A 22,828-nucleotide genomic window follows, 5' to 3' on the forward strand; every position below is an offset into this window, starting at 1 on the left:
GGAAAAGGGGAATGAATATGAAACGTATTTTTGAAGTACAGCCATGGAATGTTGTCAGCCATGATTTTAACCGGGCAGAAAAAAGGTTGCAGGAATCCATGACCAGTTTAGGCAACGGCTATATGGGCATGCGCGGGTTTTTCGAGGAGAACTACAGCGGAGATACTTTGCCGGGCATTTATTTAGGCGGTGTATGGTTTCCGGACAGGACCCGTGTAGGGTGGTGGAAAATCGGTTATCCTGAATACTTCGGCAAGGTGATTAATGCCATCAATTTTATTAAAATCAATATTGCGTTAAACGGAGAATTTATCGATTTGGCTAAAGATGAGATTACCGGATTCGAACTGAATCTCGATATGAAAAACGCACGTCTTACCCGTTCTTTTACTGTGGAAAAGGGTACGGCAAAAGTTGTGGTTACCTTTGAACGTTTCTTGAGTGTTGCCCAAAAAGAATTGTCATTCCAGCGGGTTCGCCTAAAAAATCTCGGATCAGATGATGTGGACGTTAAGATCATTTCAGCCATCGATGCGGACGTTAAAAATGAAGATGCAAACTACGGCGAACGCTTTTGGGAAGTATTGCAAACTGATCAAAAAGAACAATCCGGATCACTGGTTGCCATTACGAAAGCCAACCCGTTCGGAACCCCGCGCTTTACCGTCGGGGCGGAAATGCACCATCGGACAGCTTTGCAAGCGAAAGTAGCTGCACCGGCTCATGATAAAGAAGTTGTAAATGAATTTAGCGGTAAATTGGTAGCCGGTTCGGAAATCGATTTTGAAAAGCGCGTGATCGTGGTTACCTCTCGGGATTATCATACTCAAAATAATTTGGTTTCTGCGATGAACGCGATCAGCGAAAAAACTGACAATCTATCCTATGATGAATTATTCGATGCCCATCGTGCGATTTGGGCAGAGCGCTGGGAAAAGTCGGACGTCAAAATTGAAGGCGATGTTGCAGCACAGCAGGGGATCCGTTTTAACCTCTTCCAGATGTTTTCAACGTATTATGGTGAAGACGCCCGCCTTAACATTGGTCCGAAAGGATTTACAGGTGAAAAATACGGCGGTGCCACGTATTGGGATACTGAAGCTTTTGTCCTGCCGTTTTACTTGGGGGTGGCAGAACCAAAAATTTCCAAAAATCTGTTGAAGTACCGTTACCAGCAGCTCGATGGCGCTTATCATAATGCTAAAAAGCAAGGATTAAAGGGCGCTTTGTTCCCTATGGTCACTTTCGATGGCATTGAGTGCCACAATGAATGGGAAATTACGTTTGAAGAAATTCACCGGAACGGGGATATTGCTTTTGCCATTTATAACTACACCCGCTATACCGGAGACAAGTCCTATGTTTTAAACGAAGGCAGCAAAGTGTTGACAGAAATCTCCCGGTTCTGGGCTGACCGCGTGCATTTTTCCAAACGCAAACAAAAATATATGCTGCACGGCGTCACCGGTCCAGACGAATATGAGAATAATGTGGATAATAACTGGTATACCAACTACATGGCCCGATGGACTTTGGCATACACTTTGCAGGTCCTAGAGGAAGTTTCGCAGGAACAGGCAGCTGTTTTAAATGTGACAGAGGAAGAAAAACAGTTGTGGCAGGATATTGTAGACCGCATGTATCTTCCGGAAGATGAAGAACTCGGCATTTTTGTCCAGCATGACGGTTTCCTTGATAAAGATATTAAGCCTGTGAGCGAAATTCCGGCTGATGAATTGCCAATCAATCAGCACTGGTCATGGGATAAAATACTGCGTTCGGCGTATATCAAACAAGCGGATGTATTGCAAGGAATCTGGAATTTTATTGATGAATTTACACCGGAACAGAAAAAACGCAACTTTGATTTTTACGAACCTTTAACCGTGCATGAATCGAGCCTGTCTGCTTCTATCCATGCGATTCTGGCTGCCGATCTGCACGATGAAAACAAGGCGGTGGAAATGTATGAACGGACATCACGTCTTGACTTGGACAACTATAACAATGATACCGAAGACGGGCTGCATATCACTTCAATGACGGGGAGCTGGTTGGCTATTGTGCAGGGATTTGCCGGCATGCGTGTCCGGGATGGCAAGCTGCACTTTGCCCCGTTCCTGCCGAAAAAATGGGACAAATACCAATTCCGTCTGTTGTTCCGAGGCCGTCTGATTGAAGTAGGTGTGGATACAAATGGAGTGTCACTTGAATTGCTGGAAGGCGAACCCTTGACGGTCGGTTTGTATGGAAAAGACGTTGAACTGGTTGCACAATCTTCGGTTTTTGTTTAAATGATTCTCCTTTATGCGAAGATATCGGAGGCATTTTTCCAAAATATTTTCATCCTAAGGCTCGGTTAAATGTTATTGTTGATGGCCGCGGGAGACTCCTGCGGGATAAGCGGGCCAGGCTGGCCCCCTCTTGCTGAGGTATCGGGCAAGAATTGGCAAACGGGCGGATATCGCGGCCATCCACATTGTACACTAACGTAAAAATAGAGAAACTCTGGGGGATTCCAAATGAGAAGTTTTCATGATATTAAAGGATTTGCTTTTGACCTTGATGGTGTATTGACGGATACCGCCCGTTTCCATGCACAGGCATGGAAGAAAACGGCAGAGGAAGTCGGCACGAAATGGACAGATGAACTGGCTGCGGGTTTAAAAGGAATCAGCCGGATGGATTCCCTGGAAATGATCCTGAAGGCCGGAAACTGTGAGCATTCTTATACACACGAACAGAAAGCACAATTGGCAGATGAAAAAAATGAGTATTATAAAAAGCTGATCGATACATTAACGCCGGAGGATATTTTGCCGGGAATGGCTGAATTTTTAATGGAGGTCAAACATAAAGGGTACAAGCTTGCCGTCGCTTCGGCTTCCAAGAACGCACCCATCATTTTAGAGAGATTGGGCATCGCTGATATGTTTGATGCGGTTGTTGATCCGGCTGCTTTAAAATCCGGTAAGCCTGACCCTGAAATTTTTGTCCGCGCTGCAGAGTTGATGAATCTGCAACCTTGTGAAGTGATCGGCTTGGAAGACTCTATCGCGGGTATCAAGTCAATTAATGGTGCGGGGGAAGTATCGGTCGGGATCGGGGACAAAGATGAACTTTATGAAGCGGCTATCCACTTTGCCTCAACCGCGGAGGTCAGCCTTTCTGCCATTCAGGGTGATCCATATTTTTCTAGATCAAATTTGTAAAATATCCATTGTTCATCTAAGAAAAAGAAATGGATATTTTTTCAGAAAAGGGGCAGTCCCAAAGTCCTTTTTAAACAAGAAAACCCGTTGAGATATTAATTTTGAACTGCCCCCTGTCAAGTAGACAGTGGAAATAATAAAAATGATTTAAGCGGCTTTAGCTCTATATTCCATCGGGCTAAGGCCGTTTAATCGTTTTTGGTATCTTTCATGATTATAAAAATGGATGTATTCATCTATTGCCAGAGAAAGTTCCTCAAATGTCTTATATTGATGTAAATAATACTTCTCACATTTCAGTGTTCCCCAAAAAGATTCCATTGGCCCATTATCAATACCCCGACCAACTCGTGACATACTTTGTGTCATCTTTACTGCGTCTATCTTACATTTAAATCCTTTGGAAGTGTACTGGAACCCACGATCACTATGAATAAGTGGATGTTCTCCATCTCATAATACTATAAATCGGATTTGGCTTAGTTTCGCCTCCTTTCGATCTCCTCTAACTTTTTTAAGAATAAGTTCTCCGCACGTAACCGTTCATTTTCTCTTTCTACCTTTTTCATTTGAAGTTTGAATTTCTCTTCTGGAGTCAGCTTAGCTTCTTCTTTCTTATTCCCACGTCTATTCCGCAACATCGATGGGGCAAACTTAAATTTTTCTTAATGTTTTCGTTGCAAAATGCGATGATTGAAAAACAGGCCGCACCGTCAGCCCGATACTGACGGTATATGAAGGGAATCGACAAAAAGGATATTCAAGCGTAGCGAGTCATGTTATAATAACCAATTATATGACGAAAAAGTGAGGGCCATCGATGAAGAAAAAAATCCTGATGTCTTTTTTAAGCTTAATTGGGATCCTGGTCATCGCCTGTGGCGGTTATGCCTACTATGTTTATCACTCGGCAAAAGCTGCGGCTAATAAAATGCATGAATCGTTGGCAGGCACTTCAAATGAAAGCATCTCAAGCCAGAGCGGGCAGCCGATTTCCGTTTTGCTGCTTGGTGTGGATGAACGTGCAAATGACAGCGGCCGTTCCGATGCCATCATTGTGATGACCATTAATCCGAAAAAAGGCACGACACAGCTGGTCAGCATCCCGCGGGATACAAGGACGCTGATCGCCGGACGCGGCACCTATGACAAAATCAATGCTGCATATGCATATGGCGGAACCAGTATGGCACTGCAGACCGTTGAGGACTTTACCGGTATCCAAATGGATTATTATGTGAAAATCAACATGCAGGCCCTGAAAAAACTGGTCGATGCGGTTGGCGGCATTACCGTCAACAACACAATTGACTGGCATGACGAAGGGTACTATAAAAAAGGGTACCATTACAAAAAAGGGGAAATTCATCTGAACGGAGCCCAGGCGCTCGGCTATGTCAGAATGCGCCATCTTGATCCGGAAGGCGATTTTGGCCGCAATAAACGGCAGCGGAAAGTGATCGAGGCGCTGATCCGGAAAGCAACCAGCATTTCTTCTGTGGCAAAATACAGCAGTATCCTTGATACGCTTGGCGACAATGTCAAAACAAATATGACGTTTAATGACATGCTTACGATTGAGAAAAATTACCGGAATGCCGCCAAAAACATTACCCAGTATGAAGTAAAAGGCACCGATGCCAACATTGACGGGATCTATTATTTGGCGGTGTCAGATGCTGAAAAAGAAAAAGTCACGCAAATGCTGGAAGAAAATCTGTCTGGTGACTAAGGAATAGCGGAAACAAACAACCCGCTTCCGGCATGCAGAAGCGGGTTGTTCTGTCAACGGCTTTCAATAAACCGGATTACTTCTTCAAGCGGCGTTTCTGCCATTGACCCGAGGCGGTGGTCAATCTCGCCGAACTTGAGGTCTTTTGTTACCCGGTTCGGGACGACTACGCATGCCATACCGGCGCGTTTTGCCGCAAGCGACCCGTTTGGCGAATCTTCGAAGACGAGGCATTGTTCTGGTTCCACGCCGAGACAGCCGGCCGCTTTCAAATACAAAGCTGGGTCCGGTTTGACTTTTTCAACGTCATCGGAAGATTTGATGCAGTCAAAATAAGCGAGAAGGCCAAGCTGGCGCAAATAGCGGTGCAGCCATTTCCTGTCAGAGCTTGAAGCCAGTCCGACTTTAAGCCCGAGGTTCTTGGCCGACTTTAAATAATCTTCCACGCCTTCGCGGGCCGCGCCTTTTTCGAGCCGTTTTAAAAACATTTCCTCCAGCTCGTGGTCCAGTTTTTCTGTGTCAAGCGGCTTTTTGATCTGCTCTTCAAGATATTTAAACGGCTTAAAATCCGAATGCGTGCCAACCCCCTTTCCCCATAGTTCAAGCGGCATCTCGCAATCGTAGCCGCGGAAAATTTCACAAAGCGCTTCATAATGTTCCGATTCCGTATCCATAATCAGCCCGTCGAAATCAAAAATCACAGCTTTTATCATCCGTAAAACCCCTTTCTGTTTCCCGTAACATTATACGTTAAAAATACTTTTCCTCCCAGAATGGTTTTGAAATCTTTTCCAAAATATTAAATCCCATATTCCTTCACAAAGTTGTAAATTATTTCTAGATAATGCCAGTATTTGACAAATCTATGAAAAATATATGAACTTTTTATGAAAATTTTATGAAACATGGCGGAATAAGGGTAAAAGACAATACATCTATATTTTTTTATTGTAAAATAGGTTAGCACCATAATAAAGGTGAAAAAATAAAAGTACCACCTTTTTTTCATTTGCTTTTATTTGTACACTATTTTACCAAACCGGAAGGAGAGAAAAAATGTGTTGAGGAAACTACCTTGGAAACTGGTGCTGCTTTTGTCCCTCACATCGCTCTTTTTGCTCGGCGGATGTGACACCAAAATTGCAGTGCTCGACCCACAAGGCCCAATGGCGCGGGAACAATATCATTTGATTGTTTACTCATCCATCTTAATGGCCTTTGTATTCGTCGTTGTCCTTGGGTTGTATCTTTATATGGTGATAAAATACAGGGCGTCGCGTCTGCCGGCTGATTATAAACCGCCGCAAATCCACGGCCATAAAGTGCTGGAAACGGTGTGGACCATTATCCCGGTGCTGATTATTATTGCCATTGCCATTCCAACCGTTAAAGCAAACTATTCGGTTGAAGAAACGCCAAAATCCATGAAAAGCGAAAAACCTTTAACGATTTATGTCACGTCATCGGAATGGAAATGGATTTTCAGTTATCCGGAACAGGGCATTGAAACCGTTAACTATGTAAACATCCCGGCTGGGCGGCCAATCAATTTCGAATTGACATCATCCGGTACGATGGCATCTTTCTGGATCCCTGAACTTGGCGGACAGAAATATACGATGCCGAACATGACGATGAGGCTGATTCTGGCTGCAGACCACCCTGGCGAATATACGGGAAGAAACGCAAACTTCAACGGGGAAGGCTTTGCAAAGATGGACTTCGATGTGTTGGCCCAAACACCGAAAGATTTTAATGCGTGGGTGAAGGAAGTCAAAAGCAGAGCGCCTCAAATGAAAAAATCGGATTATGAAAAACTGATTAAAAAAGAAGGCCTCGTAGGAAGACAGACTTACACGGGAACCCATTTAAAATGGGATAAACCGGATGAACAAAAAAGCTATTATGAAGAATCGGAAAAAGGTGAGAAACAAAATCACCATCACCACCACGATATGTCCGGTATGGATATGGGCGGAAAATAATCATTGGAATAGGAGGAAAACAGTGTGAAACTTAGTGATTTTTTCGTCACCGGTGAACCGGCCATATATGCCGCCGAAGTTGGCATGGCACTTGGCGCGGCCGCTGTGATCTTTTCTCTAACCTATTTCAAGAAATGGAAATGGTTATGGAAAGAATGGCTGACAACCGTTGACCATAAAAAAATCGGGATTATGTACATTATTGTTGCGGTATTAATGTTATTCCGCGGCGGTGTCGATGCTTTAATGATGAGAACACAGCTTGCACTGCCGAACCAGCATCTGCTTGATGCCAACCATTATGACGGGATCTTTACGACCCACGGGGTTGTCATGATCTTATTTATGGCGATGCCGTTTTTGTTCGGCCTGATTAACGTTGCTGTTCCGCTCCAAATCGGGGCGCGCGATGTTGCCTTCCCGCTTTTGAACGCATTCAGCTTCTGGGCAATGGTTGCAGGGATGTGCCTCTTTAATATTTCATTTATTATCGGGGGTTCCCCTACTGCCGGCTGGACGAACTACTTCCCGCTTGCAGGCCCGGAATTTACAAAAGGTGTCGGAAACAACTATTATGCAATGGGCCTGCAGCTTTCCGGGATCGGGACACTGGCAACAGCCGTGAACTTCATTGTCACGATTCTGAAAATGAGGGCGCCGGGCATGACATTAATGAAAATGCCGATGTTCGTATGGTCTACTTTGATTACTTTTATCATCGTGCTTTTTGCTTTCCCTGTTTTGACAGTGGCTTTGGCAGAAGTAACGTTTGACCGTACTTTCGGCGCACACTTCTTTACCATGGGTTCAGGCGGCAGCCCGATGTTATGGGCAAACTTGTTCTGGATCTGGGGCCACCCGGAAGTGTACATTGTGTTGCTGCCATCTCTTGGGATTTACTCGGAAATTATCGCTACATTCTCGGGTAAACGATTGTTTGGATATGCCTCCATGGTCTTTGCGATGGCTGGTATCGCATTCTTCAGTTATTTCACATGGGTTCACCACTTCTTTACAATGGGGAACACAGCAGTCGTAAACTCGTTCTTCTCGATCTCAACGATGATTATCGCGATACCAACGGGTGTCAAATTATTTAACGAAATCTTTACATTGCATAAAGGGAAAATTAGAACAACAACGCCTATGCTTTGGTCGCTTGCCTTTATCCCGACATTTTTGATCGGCGGGGTTACGGGTGTTATGCTTTCCATGGCAGCAGCAGACTATCAATATCACAATTCATATTTCCTGATTGCCCACTTCCACTATACATTGATTCCGGCAGTCGCCTATGCATGTTTCGCAGGGCTCCACTACTGGTATCCGAAAATGTTCGGCTATATGCTGAATGAAAAACTGGGCAAAATTACGTTCTGGTTGTGGATGGTCGGCTTTAACCTTTGCTTCCTGCCACAATTCTTTGTCGGCCTCGACGGAATGGCGCGCCGGATGTACACTTATGAAGCAGGACTTGGCTGGACAGGTTGGAACTTCGCCTCTACAGTAGGTGCCTATATCATGGGGATTGGGTTCCTCGTCCTGGCTTGGAACATTGTTTACAGCATTAAACATGGCGTTCGCGACACGACCGGTGATCCTTGGGATGGCCGCACATTAGAATGGGCAACCCCTACACCGGTTCCGGAATATAACTTTGCGAAACAGCCGGTTGTCTCTACACTTGATGCGTTCGCAGAATACAAAGAAAACGGCACACCGATTTACCGGGATGAAGAGTACAAACCGATCCATATGCCAAATAACTCGGCAATGCCATTTTTCTCCGCTGTATCGATGGGCCTTGCAGGTTTCGGCCTTGTCTGGTCCTGGTGGTGGCTCGCCATTCTCGGCGGTTTGATGATGCTCGGCTGCCTTGCGTGGAGATCGTTTGACCCGGATAAAGGGCACTATATCAGTGTAGAAGAAATCATTCGCACAGAAAATACAAGAGCAGGAGGTGTAAAACGATGAGCGACGAACATTTGGATACATCATTGCCCCTCGAATACCAGCGCAATCAGGACCGTTTAACCATTTTCGGTTTCTGGGTTTTCCTGGCGGCTGAAATCACTTTGTTTGCAACGCTGTTTGCAACGTATTTTACACTCCAGCACCAAACAGCAGGCGGGCCTGCTCAGCAGGACATCTTTGAGCTCAAAGGTGTCCTGATTGAAACCTTTGTCCTTTTGACAAGCAGTTTTACATGCGGAATTGCCGTCTTCAATATGCGAAACCGGAATAAAGGCGCGATGCTCGGCTGGTTTATCGTTACCCTTCTTCTCGGTTTAACTTTCGTCGGCTTTGAAATCAATGAATTTGTCACGTACGTTCATGATGGGGCAACACTGCAGACAAGCGCATTCCTTTCCGCATTCTATTTATTGCTCGGAACGCACGGATGCCACGTTTCCCTCGGGATTTTATGGGGAATATCGATTATTATACAACTGATCCGCCGCGGTTTAACGCCGATGACGGCACGCAAATTTTTCGTTGTAAGTATTTACTGGCACTTCCTTGATGTTGTCTGGATCTTTATCTTCACTTTCGTTTATTTAGGAGGGTTGATGAAATAATGGAGCATCATTCAAAATATCCGATCGGCCATGTCATCGGTTTTCTGCTTTCAATCGTATTGACCCTTGTGGCACTGTATGTTGCTTTGTATACCAACCTTTCTAAAACGGCGATCATCTGGACAATCGGATTGTTTGCCTTCCTCCAGGCTGGCGTGCAATTATTTATGTTCATGCACGTCAAAGAAGGCGAAAACGGAAAGATCAATGTCAGCAATATGATCTACAGCATCATCATTGCGATCGTCGTTGTTTACGGAACCATCTGGGTTATGCACTTTTAACCAAAAAAACCTGCATCCTTTTAGCGGATGCAGGTTTTTTTATGGCTTGTCTGGACAGACGCATTTGCAAATACGGCCAAATCGGCGATTCTTCCCGAGGGCCGGTTTATGGCTTGAACGCATCAACCGGTATCAACCCGGACCGGATGGATGCCTTTTGGCGCTGGTTATGCCGCACTTATTGCGCTGTATAACCGCCGTCCACGAGCAGGGCAATGCCGGTTACAAATTCATTTTCACTGAGGAATACGATGGCCTTGTCGCAAGGCCGGCGACGGACTGTTCATCAGATGCATCGGCGCGAATAAAGCAAACATCCGCCCCTTTTTCTTTGAGTTCTTTTTCAACCGTTTTGCCGCTTTCTTCGTTGTAATCGGAAATCACCACTTTCGCCCCTTTTTCCGTAAAAGCTTTTGCGGTTGCAAGCCCGATCCCGGAAGCGCCGCCTGTGACAATTGCAATTTTATTTTCTAAGCTGGCCATTATGATTCCCTCCCATTGTGAGTATGTGCACATTTTCACTATACCGCTTTAAAGTAAGCGCTGTCAATTCTTGATATCTTTTTTACGAAAAACATTTTGCCTGGCTGGAATTGTTCTTCAGCCGCCACTCCCGGTTTTCCAGCAAAAAGCCTGGTAAGCAGGAAAGCTGCTGCCCGGGATGCTTTTGCATCCCGGGCAGCAGCCCTTATTCTGCCACTTTTTCTTTTCTTTCTTTGCTCCGTTTTTCGAGAATCATCTGTTTGAAGTTTTTCTGTTTGTCTTTTGGCCATGATTTGAATTCTTTCAGGAACTTTTCGTAATTTGGCAGGACATCATCGATCGCGCCGTATTGCTTAATTTCCCCTGCTTCCAGCCACATCGCTTTCTCGCAAAATTTCTTTACCTGGCCCATCGAGTGGCTGATGAAAAAGATCGTTTTGCCCGCATCCTTGAATTCATTCATCTTCTCAAAACATTTATCGGCAAATGTCTGGTCGCCGACCGATAACGCCTCGTCAATGACAAGAATATCAGGGTCAACGTTGACCGAGATGGCAAATCCGAGCCGTGACTTCATCCCGCTTGAATATTTTTTAACAGGCTGGTCAATGAACTGCCCGATATCCGCAAATTCAATAATCTGAGGGGTCAGCTCTTTAATCTGCTTTTTTGTGAACCCAAGCATCAGGCATTTCAGTTCAATATTTTCAAGGCCCGACAATTCATTGTTTAAGCCGGAGTTGATGGCAATCAGCGATGTTTCCCCATATAAATCAATTGTTCCGGTTGTGGGCGGAATAATACCGGTAATCAAATTGGACAAGGTTGATTTGCCGGCGCCGTTAACGCCGATCACGCCGATGACATCCCCGGTGCTTGCCTCAAAAGAAATATTCTGCAGGGCGTAAAAATCATCCCCGTAACCGCCCGGCAAAATAATATCGAGGATTTTTTCCGAATTGCTCCGGTACATTTTATACTTTTTCGAAACGTTTTTAAATCTGACAGATATGCTCATAGATTAGAACTCCCTGTTGTATATTCAATACGATTATTATAAAGAAACAAATGCCGTTCGTTAAGCATTATCGGGATTTTTTCCTTCGCGTAAACCATAAAAACAGACAGACGCCAATCATGATTCCGAAGCTGTCAAAAGTGATGACATCTATAAAATGCCCTGTTCTGCCGCTGACAAAACTTTGATGCCATTCGTCAAGATTGGCATAGAGAAAACTTGCCAGAAAGCCGGCCGGAACTGCAAAACGGGCAGGAACCAAAACCGTGCGCAAAGTCAGAAGGATCAGCAAAGTGCAGACGGCATATTCCGCCACATGGCAAAATTTCCGGATCCAGAATTCAATAAAATCATACGGCAGCGTTGACGTTACAAGCGCACCCCCGTAATAGAATTCGATTTTCGGCAATGTGTTTGCATCGAGGCGTACCAGCTTTTCCAGTTCCGGCCGCATGTCCTGTTCCTTATAGGGCTGGTTGGAGAAAAGAAACATGGCAGCCATAAACAGGATACAGAGACCTGCAAGCACCAGCGCGCTTTGTTTTTTCTTCATGAGCAATGGCAAAGCCTCCTATTCGCTCTTTCCATTTTACATGAGTAAGAAAAATGTTGCATCCTTTTTGGGCGTTTTTCTTCCAACGGACAAAAAAAGAAGCCGCCCTTTTCAGCCGTTTCCACGGAAGAAAAAAGCATGGCATTTGCCCTTTATCATAAGCAAAAAAACCGGGACGGCTCCCGGCCTTTTTGGCCCTGAAACGTTATGCTCCTTTTGAAAAGCGATATCGTTTTGAATGGAGTGATCCGCTCTCCTATTTTTGTACCGTAATCGTTTTAGCGTCGCTCCAAATGCCGTTTTTAACAGCATACAACGACAATTTTGCGCCTGCCTTTTGCTTTTTGATTTTCACGGTGAACCTGCCATTTTTTCCGGCAACAGCATGGCCGATTGCCGTTTTTCCGGTTTTGACATAGACTTTGGACCCGCTAAGTGCAGTTCCGGTCACTTTCGTTGCGCCTGCTTTAACGCCCTGTGCGGACGGTGCCGGCGGTTTTACGGTTGTGGCTGCGGCCTTTCCTGTATGGCGCGCTGCATCGGTTACATAGACATACAGTTTTCTGCCGATGCATTGCGGTTGTATCTTGGCCGCAAATTCCCCGTTTTTACCGGCCTTGCCGGTTCCGATCGTTGTTTTGCCGGCTTTCACCGTGATTTTCGCATATGGCTCTGCTGTGCCGGTTACCTTTTTCGAAAAATTGGTGACAGTCCGCAAACCGGACCGGTTGGCCGGACTCTGTTGAATCAAACAGATACGTCCCGGCCGAAAATGTGCATCTGCCCAGAATATACCATGCCTTATTTTTTAAGTAAAGAAAAATCAGGCTCATTTTTTCGCAAAATTTCTGCAAATGATGCCTGTTTTTGCAGAAAGGGAAAATCGTACTGAACCTGCATAGAAGCGGGAAAGAAGATCCGGCGTACATGGCAGGGCGGCACCAATACAGGCGGTTCCTGAGAGATGGCCGGGGCGCTGAAAATGAGCCTTGTCCTTTGTTGTGAGGGAGCCGATTATGGTGTTCTGCATCAATCTGCCGCACGGCGAAAAAACGCCCCGGACGTCAGATCCGCCCGGGGCACCCTATGAATACAATTAAAGCATACGGTTTACGAGATTCATCACTTCATCGCTTAGGCGTTTGTTCCGTTGTTCGCTCTCCGCGAGACTGCCCGCTTTCACGCCAAAGTAGAACTTCACTTTCGGTTCTGTTCCGGACGGGCGCATGCAGAACCATGAACCGTCTTCAAGGAAAAATTTCAGTACATTGGACTTTGGCAGTTCAATTTTTGACGTTTCTCCTGTTTTGGCGTTGGTCCGCACTTGCGATTGATAATCCTCACGGGCGGATACCGGGATGCCCGCCACTTCTGTTAACGGATGGGCACGGAAGTCGGCAAGGATGCCGGCAATTTTTTCCGATCCTTCTTTTCCTTTCAGGGTGAGCGATGTTAAGGATTCCTTATAGTAGCCGTACTGTTCGAAAATGTCGAGCAGGCCTTCATACAATGTTTTTCCCATCGACTTATAGTAAGCGGCCACTTCAGCAGCAAGGACCGCCGACTGCACCGCATCTTTATCGCGCACAAAATCGCCGATTAAATAACCGTAGCTTTCTTCATACCCAAATAAGAAAGTATGAGCACCGGTTTTTTCAAACTCTTTGATTTTTTCACCGATGAATTTAAAACCGGTCAAAGTGTCGATGGTCGGGATGCCGAAAGACCGGGCAATATCGCGGCCGATTTCAGACGTTACAATCGTTTTGATGACAATACCGTTTTCCGGCAGAGTCCCTTGCTTTTGTTTTTGTGTTAAAAGATAATGGAGAAGTAATGCGCCTGTCTGGTTGCCGGTTAAAACCTCGTATTTTCCTTCATGGTTTTTTACGGCAACGCCGAGGCGGTCAGTGTCCGGATCCGTGCCAAGCAAAATGTCCGCGCCGATTTCTTCGCCGTAGCGGATGGCAAGTTCAAAAGCGGCATGTTCTTCCGGATTTGGCGATTTTACTGTTGAGAACTCGGAATCCGGCAGCTCCTGTTCTTTTACAACGGTGACGTTTTGAAAACCAAAATTTTCAAGGCCGCGGCGGACCGGGAGATTGCCTGTCCCGTGCAGCGGCGTGTAGACGATTTTAAAAGAATCTGCAACCGAGCTGATCACTTCCTTGTTTTGGCGGAGTTTGATGAGCTGGTCCTGGTAAGCTTTGTCTACATTTTCGCCGATATAAACGAGCAAGCCTTTTTCGATCAGATCCTTTTCTTCGCCGACTTCGACAAGCAGCTCATTTTCGACACGGTTCACATAGCCTGTCAGTTCGTCCGCTTCTTTTGGCGGCATTTGCCCGCCATCCGGCCCGTAAACTTTGTAGCCGTTGTATTCTTTCGGGTTATGGCTCGCTGTAATGACAACGCCGGCATAAGCGTTCAAGTACCGGACCGCAAATGACAAAAGCGGCGTCGGATGGAGGGAATCAAATAAATAGGCTTTGATCCCGTGCTTTCCGAGCGTTTTTGCGGTTTCAAGGGCAAACTCCGGCGATTTGCGCCTTGAATCGTAGGCGATCGCAACCCCACGGTTTATAGCTTCTTCCCCCTGGTCGAGAATGAAGTTTGCCAGCCCTTCTGATGCTTTCCGGACTGTATAAATATTCATGCGGTTCGTGCCGGCGCCCAGTTCCCCGCGCATACCGCCCGTTCCGAACTCAAGGTTTTTATAAAAGCGGTCTTCCAGATTTTTTTCATCCCCGTTTACGCCGGATAGTTCTGCTTTTAATGCGGCATCCAGCTCTGCAAAGCGGTTCCATTTTTCATAAGAAGTTTTCCAATCAGTGCTCATGTTGGCCTCCTGTAAAAAATTTTCTATTTCCATATTAGCATAAATTTGTTGAAATCCCAGACCTTAATGCATGAGAAGGCGGATTTTCCCGCATCTAACTTTTATAGCGGCTGGAAAAAACGTTGCTGTAGACCCACCCTGCACTTCATTGTTATGATAGAGAAGTAAACCAAATGGAAGTGAAAGCAATGAATGAAGAAAAATACCAAAATTTAAAATTAGGCGAGTACGGCATTATGATCAGCATGGCGGCCTATTTAAGCCTGTCGGTGCTGAAACTAGTGATTGCCTTCTATACGGATTCAAACGCCCTGAAGGCAGACGGGCTGAACAATATTACGGACATCCTGTCTTCGATCGCCGTCCTGATCGGGCTCCGCCTCTCCCGGAAACCGGCGGACCGCGATCATCCTTACGGGCACTGGAAAGCGGAAAACGTCGCCTCCATGGTTGCTTCTCTCATTATGGTGGCGGTCGGCATCCAAGTGCTCTATGATGCCATTCTCTCGATTGTGCATGGAAAATCCGAATCCCCGGATATGGCAGCGGCATGGACCGGGTTACTTTGTGCTGTTGTCATGTTTTTTGTCTATTTGTACAATAAACGGTTATCAAAACGCATCAACAGCCAGGCGGTGCGGGCAAGCGCGATGGATAATTTGTCCGATGCCTGGGTGAGTATCGGCGCGAGCATCGGTATCATCGGTTCGCAGTTCCATCTTCCGTGGCTTGACCCGGCGGCTGCGATTGTTGTCGGCTTATTGATTTGCAAAACCGCCTGGGAAATTTTCCGCGATACTTCCCATCTTTTAACGGACGGATTTGATGAGTCGGAGCTGGAAAATTATAAAGCGAAAGTATTAAGCGTAGCCGGCGTCCAAAGCGTGAAAGACATTAAAGCGCGGCAGTACGGAAATAATACAGTCATTGATCTTGTCATCGGCGTTGAACCGTCTCTTGATTTGCGCCATGCCCATGACATTTCAACAAAAGTGGAGAATTCATTGATTCGCGATTGTGAAGTATATGAGGTCATTGTGCATGTAGAGCCGGCGGAAAGTTAAAACCCGGACTCGCAAGCATGCCAGCTGGTAATGGAGGTACATTCGAAGGAAAGGTGAACCCTGGAATGGCGGAATGGCCTCAAGACGCCAGCCGGTGCCCTTATCCATTCAACCAGCGCTTTTTGCGGTTGTTAAAAAGGATGCGCGAGTGCCACGCATCCTTTTTTGTTACATTTTTACAATTGTCCGGCCCTGGAGCTTGCCTTCCAAAATATCCGAAAGTGCGGCCGGGACTTGCTCAAGGCTGATTTCCCGGACAATTTCACTCGTCAAATGTTCCGGTTTGAATTCGCCGGCAAGTTTTTCCCAAACTTTCACGCGGAGATCCATCGGGCAAAAAACAGAATCAATCCCGATCCAGCTGACGGCCCGCCCGAGAAACGGGGTTACGGTTGTTTTGACTTCCCTTCCGCCGGTGAGGCCGCTCGTTGCCACCGCCCCGCCGTACTGCAGGGAGCTGATGATGTATTGTGTCGTTTTCCCGCCGACGGGATCGACAGCCGCTGCCCATTCCGTTTTGCGGATCGGCCGGTCTTCATGGTCCGTAACGGCTTCCCTGTCAAGGATGCGGGTCGCACCGAGCCGTTTCAAATAAGCGTGTGCCTCTTTTTTCCCGGTTGAAGCTGTGACCTCATAACCCCTTTTTGCCAAAATATCGACAGCAACACTGCCGACACCGCCGCTTGCTCCGGCAACAAGCACCGGCCCTTGTCCCGGTTTGAGCCCGTGGTCTTCCAGTTTTTGCACGGACAGCGCTGCCGTAAAGCCGGCTGTCCCTAAAATCATGGATTCTCTTAATGTCAGCCCTTTCGGAAGCGGTACCACCCAGGCAGCCGGCACGCGCGCCATTTCACTGAATCCGCCGAAATGCCCGGTGCCCAGCTTGTAACTTGTGACGATCACTTCATCGCCTTCTTTAAAGCGGCTGTCAGCGGACGCAAGCACCGTCCCTGCCAAATCAATCCCCGGTATAAACGGATAAGATTTGACAAAGTCCCCTCTCACGCCAACAAGCGCATCTTTGTAATTGACACTTGAATAGGCAACTTTTACGGTGACTTCCGCGTCCGGCAGCCGGCCCGTATCCCATTCCTGTACGGAGCATGCCGGCTGTGATGCATTTTCCATGACCAACGCACGAAAAGTTTCTTTCAATGCAAAGCACCTCTTTTTACTCGGCTCTTGTCAAGTCAAGATTGTATTGGTAAACTTCCTGATCTGAAGAAAGTTTGTACCCTTTATTCGGATTGTAATCGATGATGACTTTCTCACCGAGCTGTTTTTGGCTTGCCTTCGATACAAGGAGCGGAATGCCATAAACTTTAAACAAATCGTCATCTTCCCGTTTATGGTCAATTTTCAAAGAATGTTCAGCGGCAATTGTACAGCTCCCGACAAAGACCGCCTCAATCCGGATGCCTTCGCCTTCTTGAAATTCAATTTGTTTAAATTGGGAGAGTGCAGCGGGTTTGATATCAATTTCCATCTTTCTCACCTTTCTTTTACAAATGATTACATTATCGTACCCGCTTTTCCCTTTTGTAAAACAAAAATTGGCACATCTTTTATCGTTCGGCAAGTGCCGGGCATTCCCTTCTTTTTTTGGGCACGTGTCTGAATTCCCGCCCTGCACACCCCGTTCCTTTTTCCGCACCGGAAAAAGGAAGCTAAGAATGTTTCCATTTATATCGCAAAATCCGGCATAAAAAGATGAGGCTGCCGACATTCCGCTTCCACAGCCGTTTCGGTTCGCGCAACAGCCGGAACAGCCACTCGATCCGCAATTTCCGGAACAGATACGGGGCACGCGGTACGTTTCCGGATGCAAAATCAATAAAAGCGCCGACACCGAGCCGTGCCGTGCAGAAAAGTTCCCGATCGAAGCCGGCAATGAATTTTTCCTGGAGCGGCACGCCCATTCCGACGATCAGCACATCGGCATGCGAGCGGTTAATCTCCTCTACAATCTCATGGTTTGATTGAAAATAACCGTGATGGGCGCCGGCAATTTTCAAACCGGGATAGTCCCTGCGGAAATGTTGGATTGCACTTTTCAAATTCGTTTCGGTAGCGCCGAGCACAAATACGGAAAAGCCGTTTTTTTCACAGCGCTTTAATATTTTCGGCGTCAAGTCGGTACCGTTTAAATTGCCGGCAAGCGGAATATCAAACAGTTTTGCGCCGATTTCAATCCCGACCCCGTCGTTGAGCAGGTAGTCGGCTTCATTGATAATCCGGTAGTAGTCGCGGTCGGTTTGGGCGATATTGTAACAGTGCGCATTTAAAAAAAACACATTGGTTTTAATTCCTTCGTGTACCCGGCTCTCAAATTCGCCCAAAAATTGTTCTTCTGTAATCACGGTCAAATCAATATTGCCAAATGCCTTTTTCAAAACAGTTTTCTCCTTAGCATGTTGAAATGTTTCCATGTTTAGTATATACGTTCTGTGCACCGCCGGCAATTACAAATCCCCGCTCCGCCAACGCCTGTGGCAAAAAGGGAAGACCCGCAGCATGGGCGATATGCGGTGGAATTTTGGCGTTCCCCGCAGACGGGGGCTACGAAATGAAACTGGATGGAAATCCGGACGTGAAACAGTTATGTTAAACATTGGAAAATGGCAAGGAAGAGCCGGCCGGGGTTAAAAAGCGGATACATGCCAGCAAAATTAGTACTGGTTTTGCTCCCGGAATTCTTTTGGGGTGAGCCCCATATATTTTTTAAAAAGCGAAGTATAGTAGCTTTGGTTGCAAAAATGGAACAGAAGCGCAATTTCAGAAATGGGTATATTCGTATGGAGCAAAAAATAAATCGACTCTTCAATCCGCTTTTTATTTATATAATCCGTCACCGATACGCCGGTCTCTTTTTTAAACAAGTGGGACAAGTAGCTCGGATTCAGGTAAACATGTTTTGCCAGCGATTCGAGCGTGACCACCTGTAAAATATTTTCATGAATATATGTCACAGCCATATGAATCGCATGGCTGTAGCGATGTTCCTGTTTCCTTGCCTGCCGGACGGTTTCCGTAAAATTGCGCATCATGCTGTACTCCAATTCAAACAGCTTTTCCTGCGTCTCCATCCTTTCAATCTCCAAAATATGCGCATCGCTGATGTTAAAAGCGGTTTCCGGCGGCACGCCCGCTTCGATCGCCGCCCTCGTGAACAGCGTGCAAATGCAGATGAGAGAATTACGGAGCGAGCGGACCGGTACTTCCGCAAGTTTTGCCCGCTCCAGCGTATTGATGTTTTTCAAAACGGATTCGGCTGCTTCCACTCTTCCTTCTTTTACAGCATTCAACAACTGCTTTTCCATCATATAAGGCGGATGCAGAAAATACTCGCGCTGGTGTTCAACGCGGTATGAAAGGTAGCGTTCTATAATGGATTTGCTGATGGCAGACTGTTTCATCGGAGCCGCCCCTCAATCTAAAAATTTTATTATAGATCTAAAGATTTCAATATCATTGTATGCGCATACATGGTAATATTCAAGTGTAAGCATCAAAACTAAAGGGGGGCTTTAGGATGTGGAAAAAAGCGGGCGTTATTTTGGCAGCGCTTACGCTTGTTGTGGGCGTGCTGGCCGGCTGCGGCAGCAATTCAAGCTCGAAATCAAGTAAAAGCGGCAGTTCCTCAAAAAAGATTGTGTTAAAATTCGCGGCACAAAATGACAGTACACCTGCGACAAAAGCAGTCATTGCAGCTTTTAACAAACAATCGAAAAAGTACCAGGTGAAATGGGTGCAAATGACGAATGACTCGGCACAAATGCACGACCAATTGCTGACTTCGCTCTCCAGCGGATCAAGCGAATATGACATCATGTCCATGGACGTTGTATGGGGCGGCGAATTTGCAGGTGCCGGATACCTTGTCCCGATTGACAAGAAAATGATGGATGCTAATTTGACGAAAGAACAGTTCAATGCCGGTTCGATGGCTTCCGGTAACTATGAAGGGAAACAATATACGCTTCCATTCTTCCCGGACCTCGGCATTCTGTATTACCGTTCCGATATTGTCAGCAAGGAAGATGCTGCGAAACTCGAAAGCGGGGACTACACCTATAAAGAACTCGGGGACATGGCTGCAAAATATGCCGGCAAAAACGGAACGACAAACGGTTTTGTTTATCAATCCAAACAATATGAAGGCTTAACCGTCAATGTGACAGAATTCACGAATCATTATAAAGATATCAAAGGCGGCCTTGAGACGATGTATCAATTTACAAAAGCAGCATGGGCGCCAAAAGATTTGCTAAACTATATGGAACAACAAACGCTGGACAGCTTTGCGCAAGGAAAATCTGTCTTCGCGCGGAACTGGCCGTACCAGTATGGCACCATTAAAACTGGCGGAGAAGGCGTAAAAGTGGACATCAAAAATGTTGGCATTGCCCCGCTTCCAAACGGCGGCGCTGTCGGCGGCTGGCTTCTCGGCATCAACAAAAACTCAAAACATGTAGAAGGCGCATGGGAGTTTGTAAAATTCGTAGCCGGCAAAAAAGGGCAGAAGATTATGTCCACAAAAGGCGGTTACCTGCCGGGATATAATGATTTGCTGAATGATCCTGATGTCCAAAAACAAAACAAAATGCTGACCATGCCGGGCTTCCAAAAAGCATTGAAAACGACGATTGCCCGCCCGGTATCCGCGAAGTACAGCAAAGTATCCGACACGATCCAAATTGCGGCCCACAAATATTTAAGCACAGGCCAAAATCTGGATGATGCAGCCAAAACGATCCAGGACGCAGCAGGCGAATAAGCAACCGTCCAGGGGCGCGTTTTACTCCCTTTCCGTCCCCGGGCGCCTGCTTTTCATAATGGTTTGATATCGGCGAAAGGCTCTATTCAATAGAGCCTTTTTTAAAAAGATATGAGGGGGCGCTGCATAAACTGTGCATCCTCCGTACGGGAAGAAACATTACGGTGAAAAGAGGTGCCAGCATCATGAAGAAGAACCGCTTGCAGGCTTTTTTATTTATCCTTCCAGCCCTGCTGATTATCGGCGTATTCTCGCTGTGGCCGATTTTTCAGTCACTCCGCTATACCTTTTTTGATTATCAGCTGAATAACCAGCAAAAATCGGGGCTGTACATGAGCCCGCGCTATAATTTCGATTTATTTGACGAAACGCAAACGTATGTCAGGCTGTTTCTGACAGAAGACCGGGAAAAAATCACCAACCCGGCCGACCGGCAAAAAGTCGACAAGCTGGTCCATCGCGTTGCCGATGTTGCCAAGCAGTATAAAGGCAGAAAAGGCGTCCAAAAAATCAGCCAGGCCGACCAGAAAAAGCTGATGGGCCTTTATACCGACTCATCCAAACTGGTAAAGGAAATCAATGCCAAATACAATACGCAAAACGGAAAAAATTTATCAAAAATTGTTAAAGATTTCAAAAGCAGCTTTGTACCCTCCAACTTCATCGGCTTCAAGTCTTATAAAGAAGCATTGCATGACAAACGACTCGGGCATGCCTTATGGAATACCGTGCTCTTTACCGTCGTTTCGGTTTTCCTTGAGTTCGTCCTCGGCCTCGGCCTCGCCATGATTATGAACAAAGCGTTCAGAGGGCAAGGCATTGTAAGGACAACTTCGCTGATCCCGTGGGCAATTCCGACCGCGGTTGCCGCGCTCATGTGGAGTTATTTGTATGACGGCACAAGCGGTGTTGTCGCGCATTTTTTCCAATCCATAGGGCTGATCAGCGATTCGCGCATTCTGCTTTTAACGGGATCCGGCGCGATGGTATCCACGATCTTAGCCGACGTTTGGAAAACAACACCTTATATGGCCCTTTTGCTGCTTGCCGGCCTGCAAAACATTTCCAAAGGGTTGTATGAAGCCGCATCCATTGACGGCGCAACAAAAATCCAGCAATTTTTCAAAATTACGCTGCCAATGCTCAAATCTTCTATTTTAGTCGCACTGCTGTTCAGGACACTTGACGCTTTTCGCGTTTTCGACCTGATTTACGTTCTGACAGGCGGCGGTCCGGGCGGGGCAACAGAAACCATGTCTGTCTACGGTTACAAAACGATGTTCGGGCAAACCAACTTCGGCTACGGCTCCGTCATTGTCATCATCATGTTTATTTGCGTCGCCATCATCGCAACCATTTACATTAAAGTGCTTGGCGCCAATCTGATGGATAAAAACTAAGGAGGGATGGCCATGAAAACGAACCGCAAATGGAATGTGCTCATCATCGCCCTGATTGCCGTATTTTTATTTGGGATGATATTTCCGTTTTTCTGGATTTTTATCACCTCCTTTAAACCTTCCGGGGAAATTTTTGGGGACGGGGCTTTTCGGGTCTTTGCCCATCATCCGACATGGGAAAATTACACGCAGATTTTCCAAAAGGGAATCCTGACATCGGTGAAAAACAGTTTTATCGTTGCGACAACGACAACGGTTTACATTATTTTAATTGCCACGTTTACGGCTTACGCCATTTCGCGTTTTGATTTTAAAGGGAAAAACTTGTTGCTCGGGCTGATTCTGGCGGTTTCGATGTTCCCGCAAATGATTGTCACCGGGCCGATTTATAACTTGTTCCTGCATTTGCATTTAACGAACTCGTATGCGATTGTCCTGCCGTATTCGACGATCACCCTGCCGACTGCGGTATGGATCCTAGTGACGCATTTCAACCAGATTCCGCTCGCGCTTGAAGAATCGGCAAAAATTGACGGTGCGACGCCGGTTCAGACGCTGTTCCGGATCGTCTTCCCGCTTGCCGCGCCAGGTGTCTTTACAACTGCGATTATTACATTCATTGCTGCGTGGAACGAATTTTTGCTGACGATTACCTTAAACTCAGACGCTGACTACCATACTGTGCCGGTCGCGATTTCTTTCCTCCGTACCCAGTTCCAAATTCTTTGGGGACAGGTCGCGGCCGCTACCACAGTCGTCACGGTCCCGACCCTGATCATCGTCCTTCTGTTCCAGAAGCAAATCGTCTCCGGCCTTACAACGGGCGGGGTGAAAGAATAATTTCACATCCCCCGTACTGCAAAAAAGGAACACGTTGAGCCGGCAGGAGATCCGTTGTTGCC

General features: G+C 46.5%; 20 protein-coding genes and 2 pseudogenes. 11 read left to right on the top strand and 11 right to left on the bottom strand.

What is annotated here, in order from left to right; all coding sequences use genetic code 11:
- Positions 1–11 precede the first annotated feature (11 nt).
- Positions 12–2,294, top strand: a complete 2,283-nt coding sequence (locus tag IC21_RS12985; RefSeq protein ID WP_272954094.1) for a glycoside hydrolase family 65 protein — start codon at positions 12–14, stop codon at positions 2,292–2,294.
- 228 nt (positions 2,295–2,522) lie between these two features.
- Positions 2,523–3,212 carry a beta-phosphoglucomutase gene (pgmB, locus tag IC21_RS12990; protein WP_013858479.1) on the top strand — a complete coding sequence of 230 codons (690 nt, stop codon included), beginning with the start codon at positions 2,523–2,525 and terminating at the stop codon, positions 3,210–3,212.
- Between the two features lie 147 nt (positions 3,213–3,359).
- On the opposite strand, the pseudogene IC21_RS16395 reads toward pgmB, so the two are convergent.
- A pseudogene (locus tag IC21_RS16395) lies at positions 3,360–3,662 on the bottom strand (transposase); the annotation flags it as partial.
- Between the two features lie 370 nt (positions 3,663–4,032).
- Here IC21_RS16395 and IC21_RS12995 point away from each other — a divergent pair.
- Positions 4,033–4,944, top strand: a complete 912-nt coding sequence (locus IC21_RS12995; protein WP_029141978.1) for an LCP family glycopolymer transferase — start codon at positions 4,033–4,035, stop codon at positions 4,942–4,944.
- 53 nt (positions 4,945–4,997) lie between these two features.
- Here IC21_RS12995 and IC21_RS13000 read toward each other — a convergent pair whose 3' ends face one another.
- Positions 4,998–5,657, bottom strand: coding sequence for an HAD family hydrolase (locus tag IC21_RS13000; RefSeq protein WP_029141977.1), 660 nt, complete (start codon positions 5,655–5,657; stop codon positions 4,998–5,000).
- Between the two features lie 345 nt (positions 5,658–6,002).
- Here IC21_RS13000 and qoxA point away from each other — a divergent pair, with 345 nt between their 5' ends.
- From qoxA to qoxD, 4 genes are read left to right on the top strand one after another with little or no spacing between them, the layout of a single operon-like run.
- On the top strand, positions 6,003–6,929 hold the full coding sequence (gene qoxA / locus IC21_RS13005; protein ID WP_029713784.1) for a cytochrome aa3 quinol oxidase subunit II: 927 nt from the start codon (positions 6,003–6,005) through the stop codon (positions 6,927–6,929).
- A gap of 24 nt (positions 6,930–6,953) precedes the next feature.
- Entirely contained in the window at positions 6,954–8,903 is a 1,950-nt protein-coding gene (gene qoxB / locus IC21_RS13010; protein ID WP_029141975.1) for a cytochrome aa3 quinol oxidase subunit I, read from the top strand.
- Entirely contained in the window at positions 8,900–9,508 is a 609-nt protein-coding gene (gene qoxC, locus IC21_RS13015) for a cytochrome aa3 quinol oxidase subunit III (RefSeq protein WP_029141974.1), read from the top strand. The genes qoxB and qoxC overlap by 4 nt, the downstream gene beginning before the upstream one ends.
- A complete protein-coding gene (gene qoxD / locus IC21_RS13020) occupies positions 9,508–9,792 on the top strand; it encodes a cytochrome aa3 quinol oxidase subunit IV (RefSeq protein ID WP_029141973.1) in 285 nt (94 codons plus the stop codon). The genes qoxC and qoxD overlap by 1 nt, the downstream gene beginning before the upstream one ends.
- 264 nt (positions 9,793–10,056) lie before the next feature.
- Here qoxD and IC21_RS13025 read toward each other — a convergent pair.
- The 5 genes and pseudogenes from IC21_RS13025 to IC21_RS13050 all read right to left on the bottom strand — a co-directional run.
- A pseudogene (locus IC21_RS13025) lies at positions 10,057–10,275 on the bottom strand (SDR family NAD(P)-dependent oxidoreductase); the annotation flags it as partial.
- A 205-nt stretch (positions 10,276–10,480) separates the two neighbouring features.
- Positions 10,481–11,293: a teichoic acids export ABC transporter ATP-binding subunit TagH gene (gene tagH, locus IC21_RS13030; protein WP_029141971.1), complete on the bottom strand. Its 813-nt coding sequence runs from the start codon at positions 11,291–11,293 to the stop codon at positions 10,481–10,483.
- 67 nt (positions 11,294–11,360) lie between these two features.
- Positions 11,361–11,846, bottom strand: coding sequence for a VanZ family protein (locus IC21_RS13035; RefSeq protein ID WP_029713783.1), 486 nt, complete (start codon positions 11,844–11,846; stop codon positions 11,361–11,363).
- A 256-nt stretch (positions 11,847–12,102) separates the two neighbouring features.
- Entirely contained in the window at positions 12,103–12,597 is a 495-nt protein-coding gene (locus tag IC21_RS13045) for an Ig-like domain-containing protein (protein ID WP_029141969.1), read from the bottom strand.
- A gap of 345 nt (positions 12,598–12,942) precedes the next feature.
- Positions 12,943–14,685 carry a phospho-sugar mutase gene (locus IC21_RS13050; RefSeq protein WP_029141968.1) on the bottom strand — a complete coding sequence of 581 codons (1,743 nt, stop codon included), beginning with the start codon at positions 14,683–14,685 and terminating at the stop codon, positions 12,943–12,945.
- A 188-nt stretch (positions 14,686–14,873) separates the two neighbouring features.
- Between IC21_RS13050 and IC21_RS13055 the strand changes: the two genes are divergently transcribed.
- Entirely contained in the window at positions 14,874–15,749 is an 876-nt protein-coding gene (locus IC21_RS13055) for a cation diffusion facilitator family transporter (RefSeq protein ID WP_029141967.1), read from the top strand.
- A gap of 168 nt (positions 15,750–15,917) precedes the next feature.
- Here IC21_RS13055 and IC21_RS13060 read toward each other — a convergent pair whose 3' ends face one another.
- The 4 genes from IC21_RS13060 to IC21_RS13075 form a co-directional block, all read right to left on the bottom strand.
- On the bottom strand, positions 15,918–16,904 hold the full coding sequence (locus tag IC21_RS13060; protein ID WP_029141966.1) for an acrylyl-CoA reductase family protein: 987 nt from the start codon (positions 16,902–16,904) through the stop codon (positions 15,918–15,920).
- Positions 16,905–16,920: 16 nt separating this feature from the next.
- Positions 16,921–17,235: an iron-sulfur cluster biosynthesis family protein gene (locus IC21_RS13065; RefSeq protein WP_029141965.1), complete on the bottom strand. Its 315-nt coding sequence runs from the start codon at positions 17,233–17,235 to the stop codon at positions 16,921–16,923.
- A gap of 181 nt (positions 17,236–17,416) precedes the next feature.
- A complete protein-coding gene (locus tag IC21_RS13070; protein WP_019722168.1) occupies positions 17,417–18,142 on the bottom strand; it encodes a WecB/TagA/CpsF family glycosyltransferase in 726 nt (241 codons plus the stop codon).
- Positions 18,143–18,418: 276 nt separating this feature from the next.
- The gene (locus tag IC21_RS13075; RefSeq protein WP_029141964.1) at positions 18,419–19,165 is read right to left on the bottom strand and encodes an AraC family transcriptional regulator; all 747 of its coding nucleotides are present in this window, start codon (positions 19,163–19,165) and stop codon (positions 18,419–18,421) included.
- Between the two features lie 116 nt (positions 19,166–19,281).
- Here IC21_RS13075 and IC21_RS13080 point away from each other — a divergent pair, with 116 nt between their 5' ends.
- The 3 genes from IC21_RS13080 to IC21_RS13090 all read left to right on the top strand — a co-directional run bounded on the left by IC21_RS13080 (position 19,282) and on the right by IC21_RS13090 (position 22,766).
- On the top strand, positions 19,282–20,526 hold the full coding sequence (locus tag IC21_RS13080; protein ID WP_029141963.1) for an extracellular solute-binding protein: 1,245 nt from the start codon (positions 19,282–19,284) through the stop codon (positions 20,524–20,526).
- A 185-nt stretch (positions 20,527–20,711) separates the two neighbouring features.
- Positions 20,712–21,926 carry a carbohydrate ABC transporter permease gene (locus IC21_RS13085; protein ID WP_029141962.1) on the top strand — a complete coding sequence of 405 codons (1,215 nt, stop codon included), beginning with the start codon at positions 20,712–20,714 and terminating at the stop codon, positions 21,924–21,926.
- Positions 21,927–21,938: 12 nt separating this feature from the next.
- A complete protein-coding gene (locus IC21_RS13090) occupies positions 21,939–22,766 on the top strand; it encodes a carbohydrate ABC transporter permease (protein WP_029141961.1) in 828 nt (275 codons plus the stop codon).
- Positions 22,767–22,828 lie beyond the last annotated feature (62 nt).

It is taken from the genome of Heyndrickxia coagulans DSM 1 = ATCC 7050 (genome assembly GCF_000290615.1).
GTDB lineage: Bacteria > Bacillota > Bacilli > Bacillales > Bacillaceae_C > Weizmannia > Weizmannia coagulans.

What these genes read in the sequence shown, in the direction of transcription:
- tagH (WP_029141971.1), bottom strand. Translation starts at nt 11,293, where the DNA reads ATGAGCATATCTGTCAGATTTAAAAACGTTTCGAAAAAGTATAAAATG.
- IC21_RS12985 (WP_272954094.1), top strand. Translation starts at nt 12, where the DNA reads ATGAATATGAAACGTATTTTTGAAGTACAGCCATGGAATGTTGTCAGC.
- IC21_RS13035 (WP_029713783.1), bottom strand. Translation starts at nt 11,846, where the DNA reads ATGAAGAAAAAACAAAGCGCGCTGGTGCTTGCAGGTCTCTGTATCCTG.
- pgmB (WP_013858479.1), top strand. Translation starts at nt 2,523, where the DNA reads ATGAGAAGTTTTCATGATATTAAAGGATTTGCTTTTGACCTTGATGGT.
- IC21_RS13085 (WP_029141962.1), top strand. Translation starts at nt 20,712, where the DNA reads ATGAAGAAGAACCGCTTGCAGGCTTTTTTATTTATCCTTCCAGCCCTG.
- IC21_RS13050 (WP_029141968.1), bottom strand. Translation starts at nt 14,685, where the DNA reads ATGAGCACTGATTGGAAAACTTCTTATGAAAAATGGAACCGCTTTGCA.
- IC21_RS13000 (WP_029141977.1), bottom strand. Translation starts at nt 5,657, where the DNA reads ATGATAAAAGCTGTGATTTTTGATTTCGACGGGCTGATTATGGATACG.
- qoxC (WP_029141974.1), top strand. Translation starts at nt 8,900, where the DNA reads ATGAGCGACGAACATTTGGATACATCATTGCCCCTCGAATACCAGCGC.
- IC21_RS13090 (WP_029141961.1), top strand. Translation starts at nt 21,939, where the DNA reads ATGAAAACGAACCGCAAATGGAATGTGCTCATCATCGCCCTGATTGCC.
- qoxD (WP_029141973.1), top strand. Translation starts at nt 9,508, where the DNA reads ATGGAGCATCATTCAAAATATCCGATCGGCCATGTCATCGGTTTTCTG.
- IC21_RS12995 (WP_029141978.1), top strand. Translation starts at nt 4,033, where the DNA reads ATGAAGAAAAAAATCCTGATGTCTTTTTTAAGCTTAATTGGGATCCTG.
- IC21_RS13065 (WP_029141965.1), bottom strand. Translation starts at nt 17,235, where the DNA reads ATGGAAATTGATATCAAACCCGCTGCACTCTCCCAATTTAAACAAATT.
- IC21_RS13055 (WP_029141967.1), top strand. Translation starts at nt 14,874, where the DNA reads ATGAATGAAGAAAAATACCAAAATTTAAAATTAGGCGAGTACGGCATT.
- IC21_RS13075 (WP_029141964.1), bottom strand. Translation starts at nt 19,165, where the DNA reads ATGAAACAGTCTGCCATCAGCAAATCCATTATAGAACGCTACCTTTCA.
- IC21_RS13080 (WP_029141963.1), top strand. Translation starts at nt 19,282, where the DNA reads ATGTGGAAAAAAGCGGGCGTTATTTTGGCAGCGCTTACGCTTGTTGTG.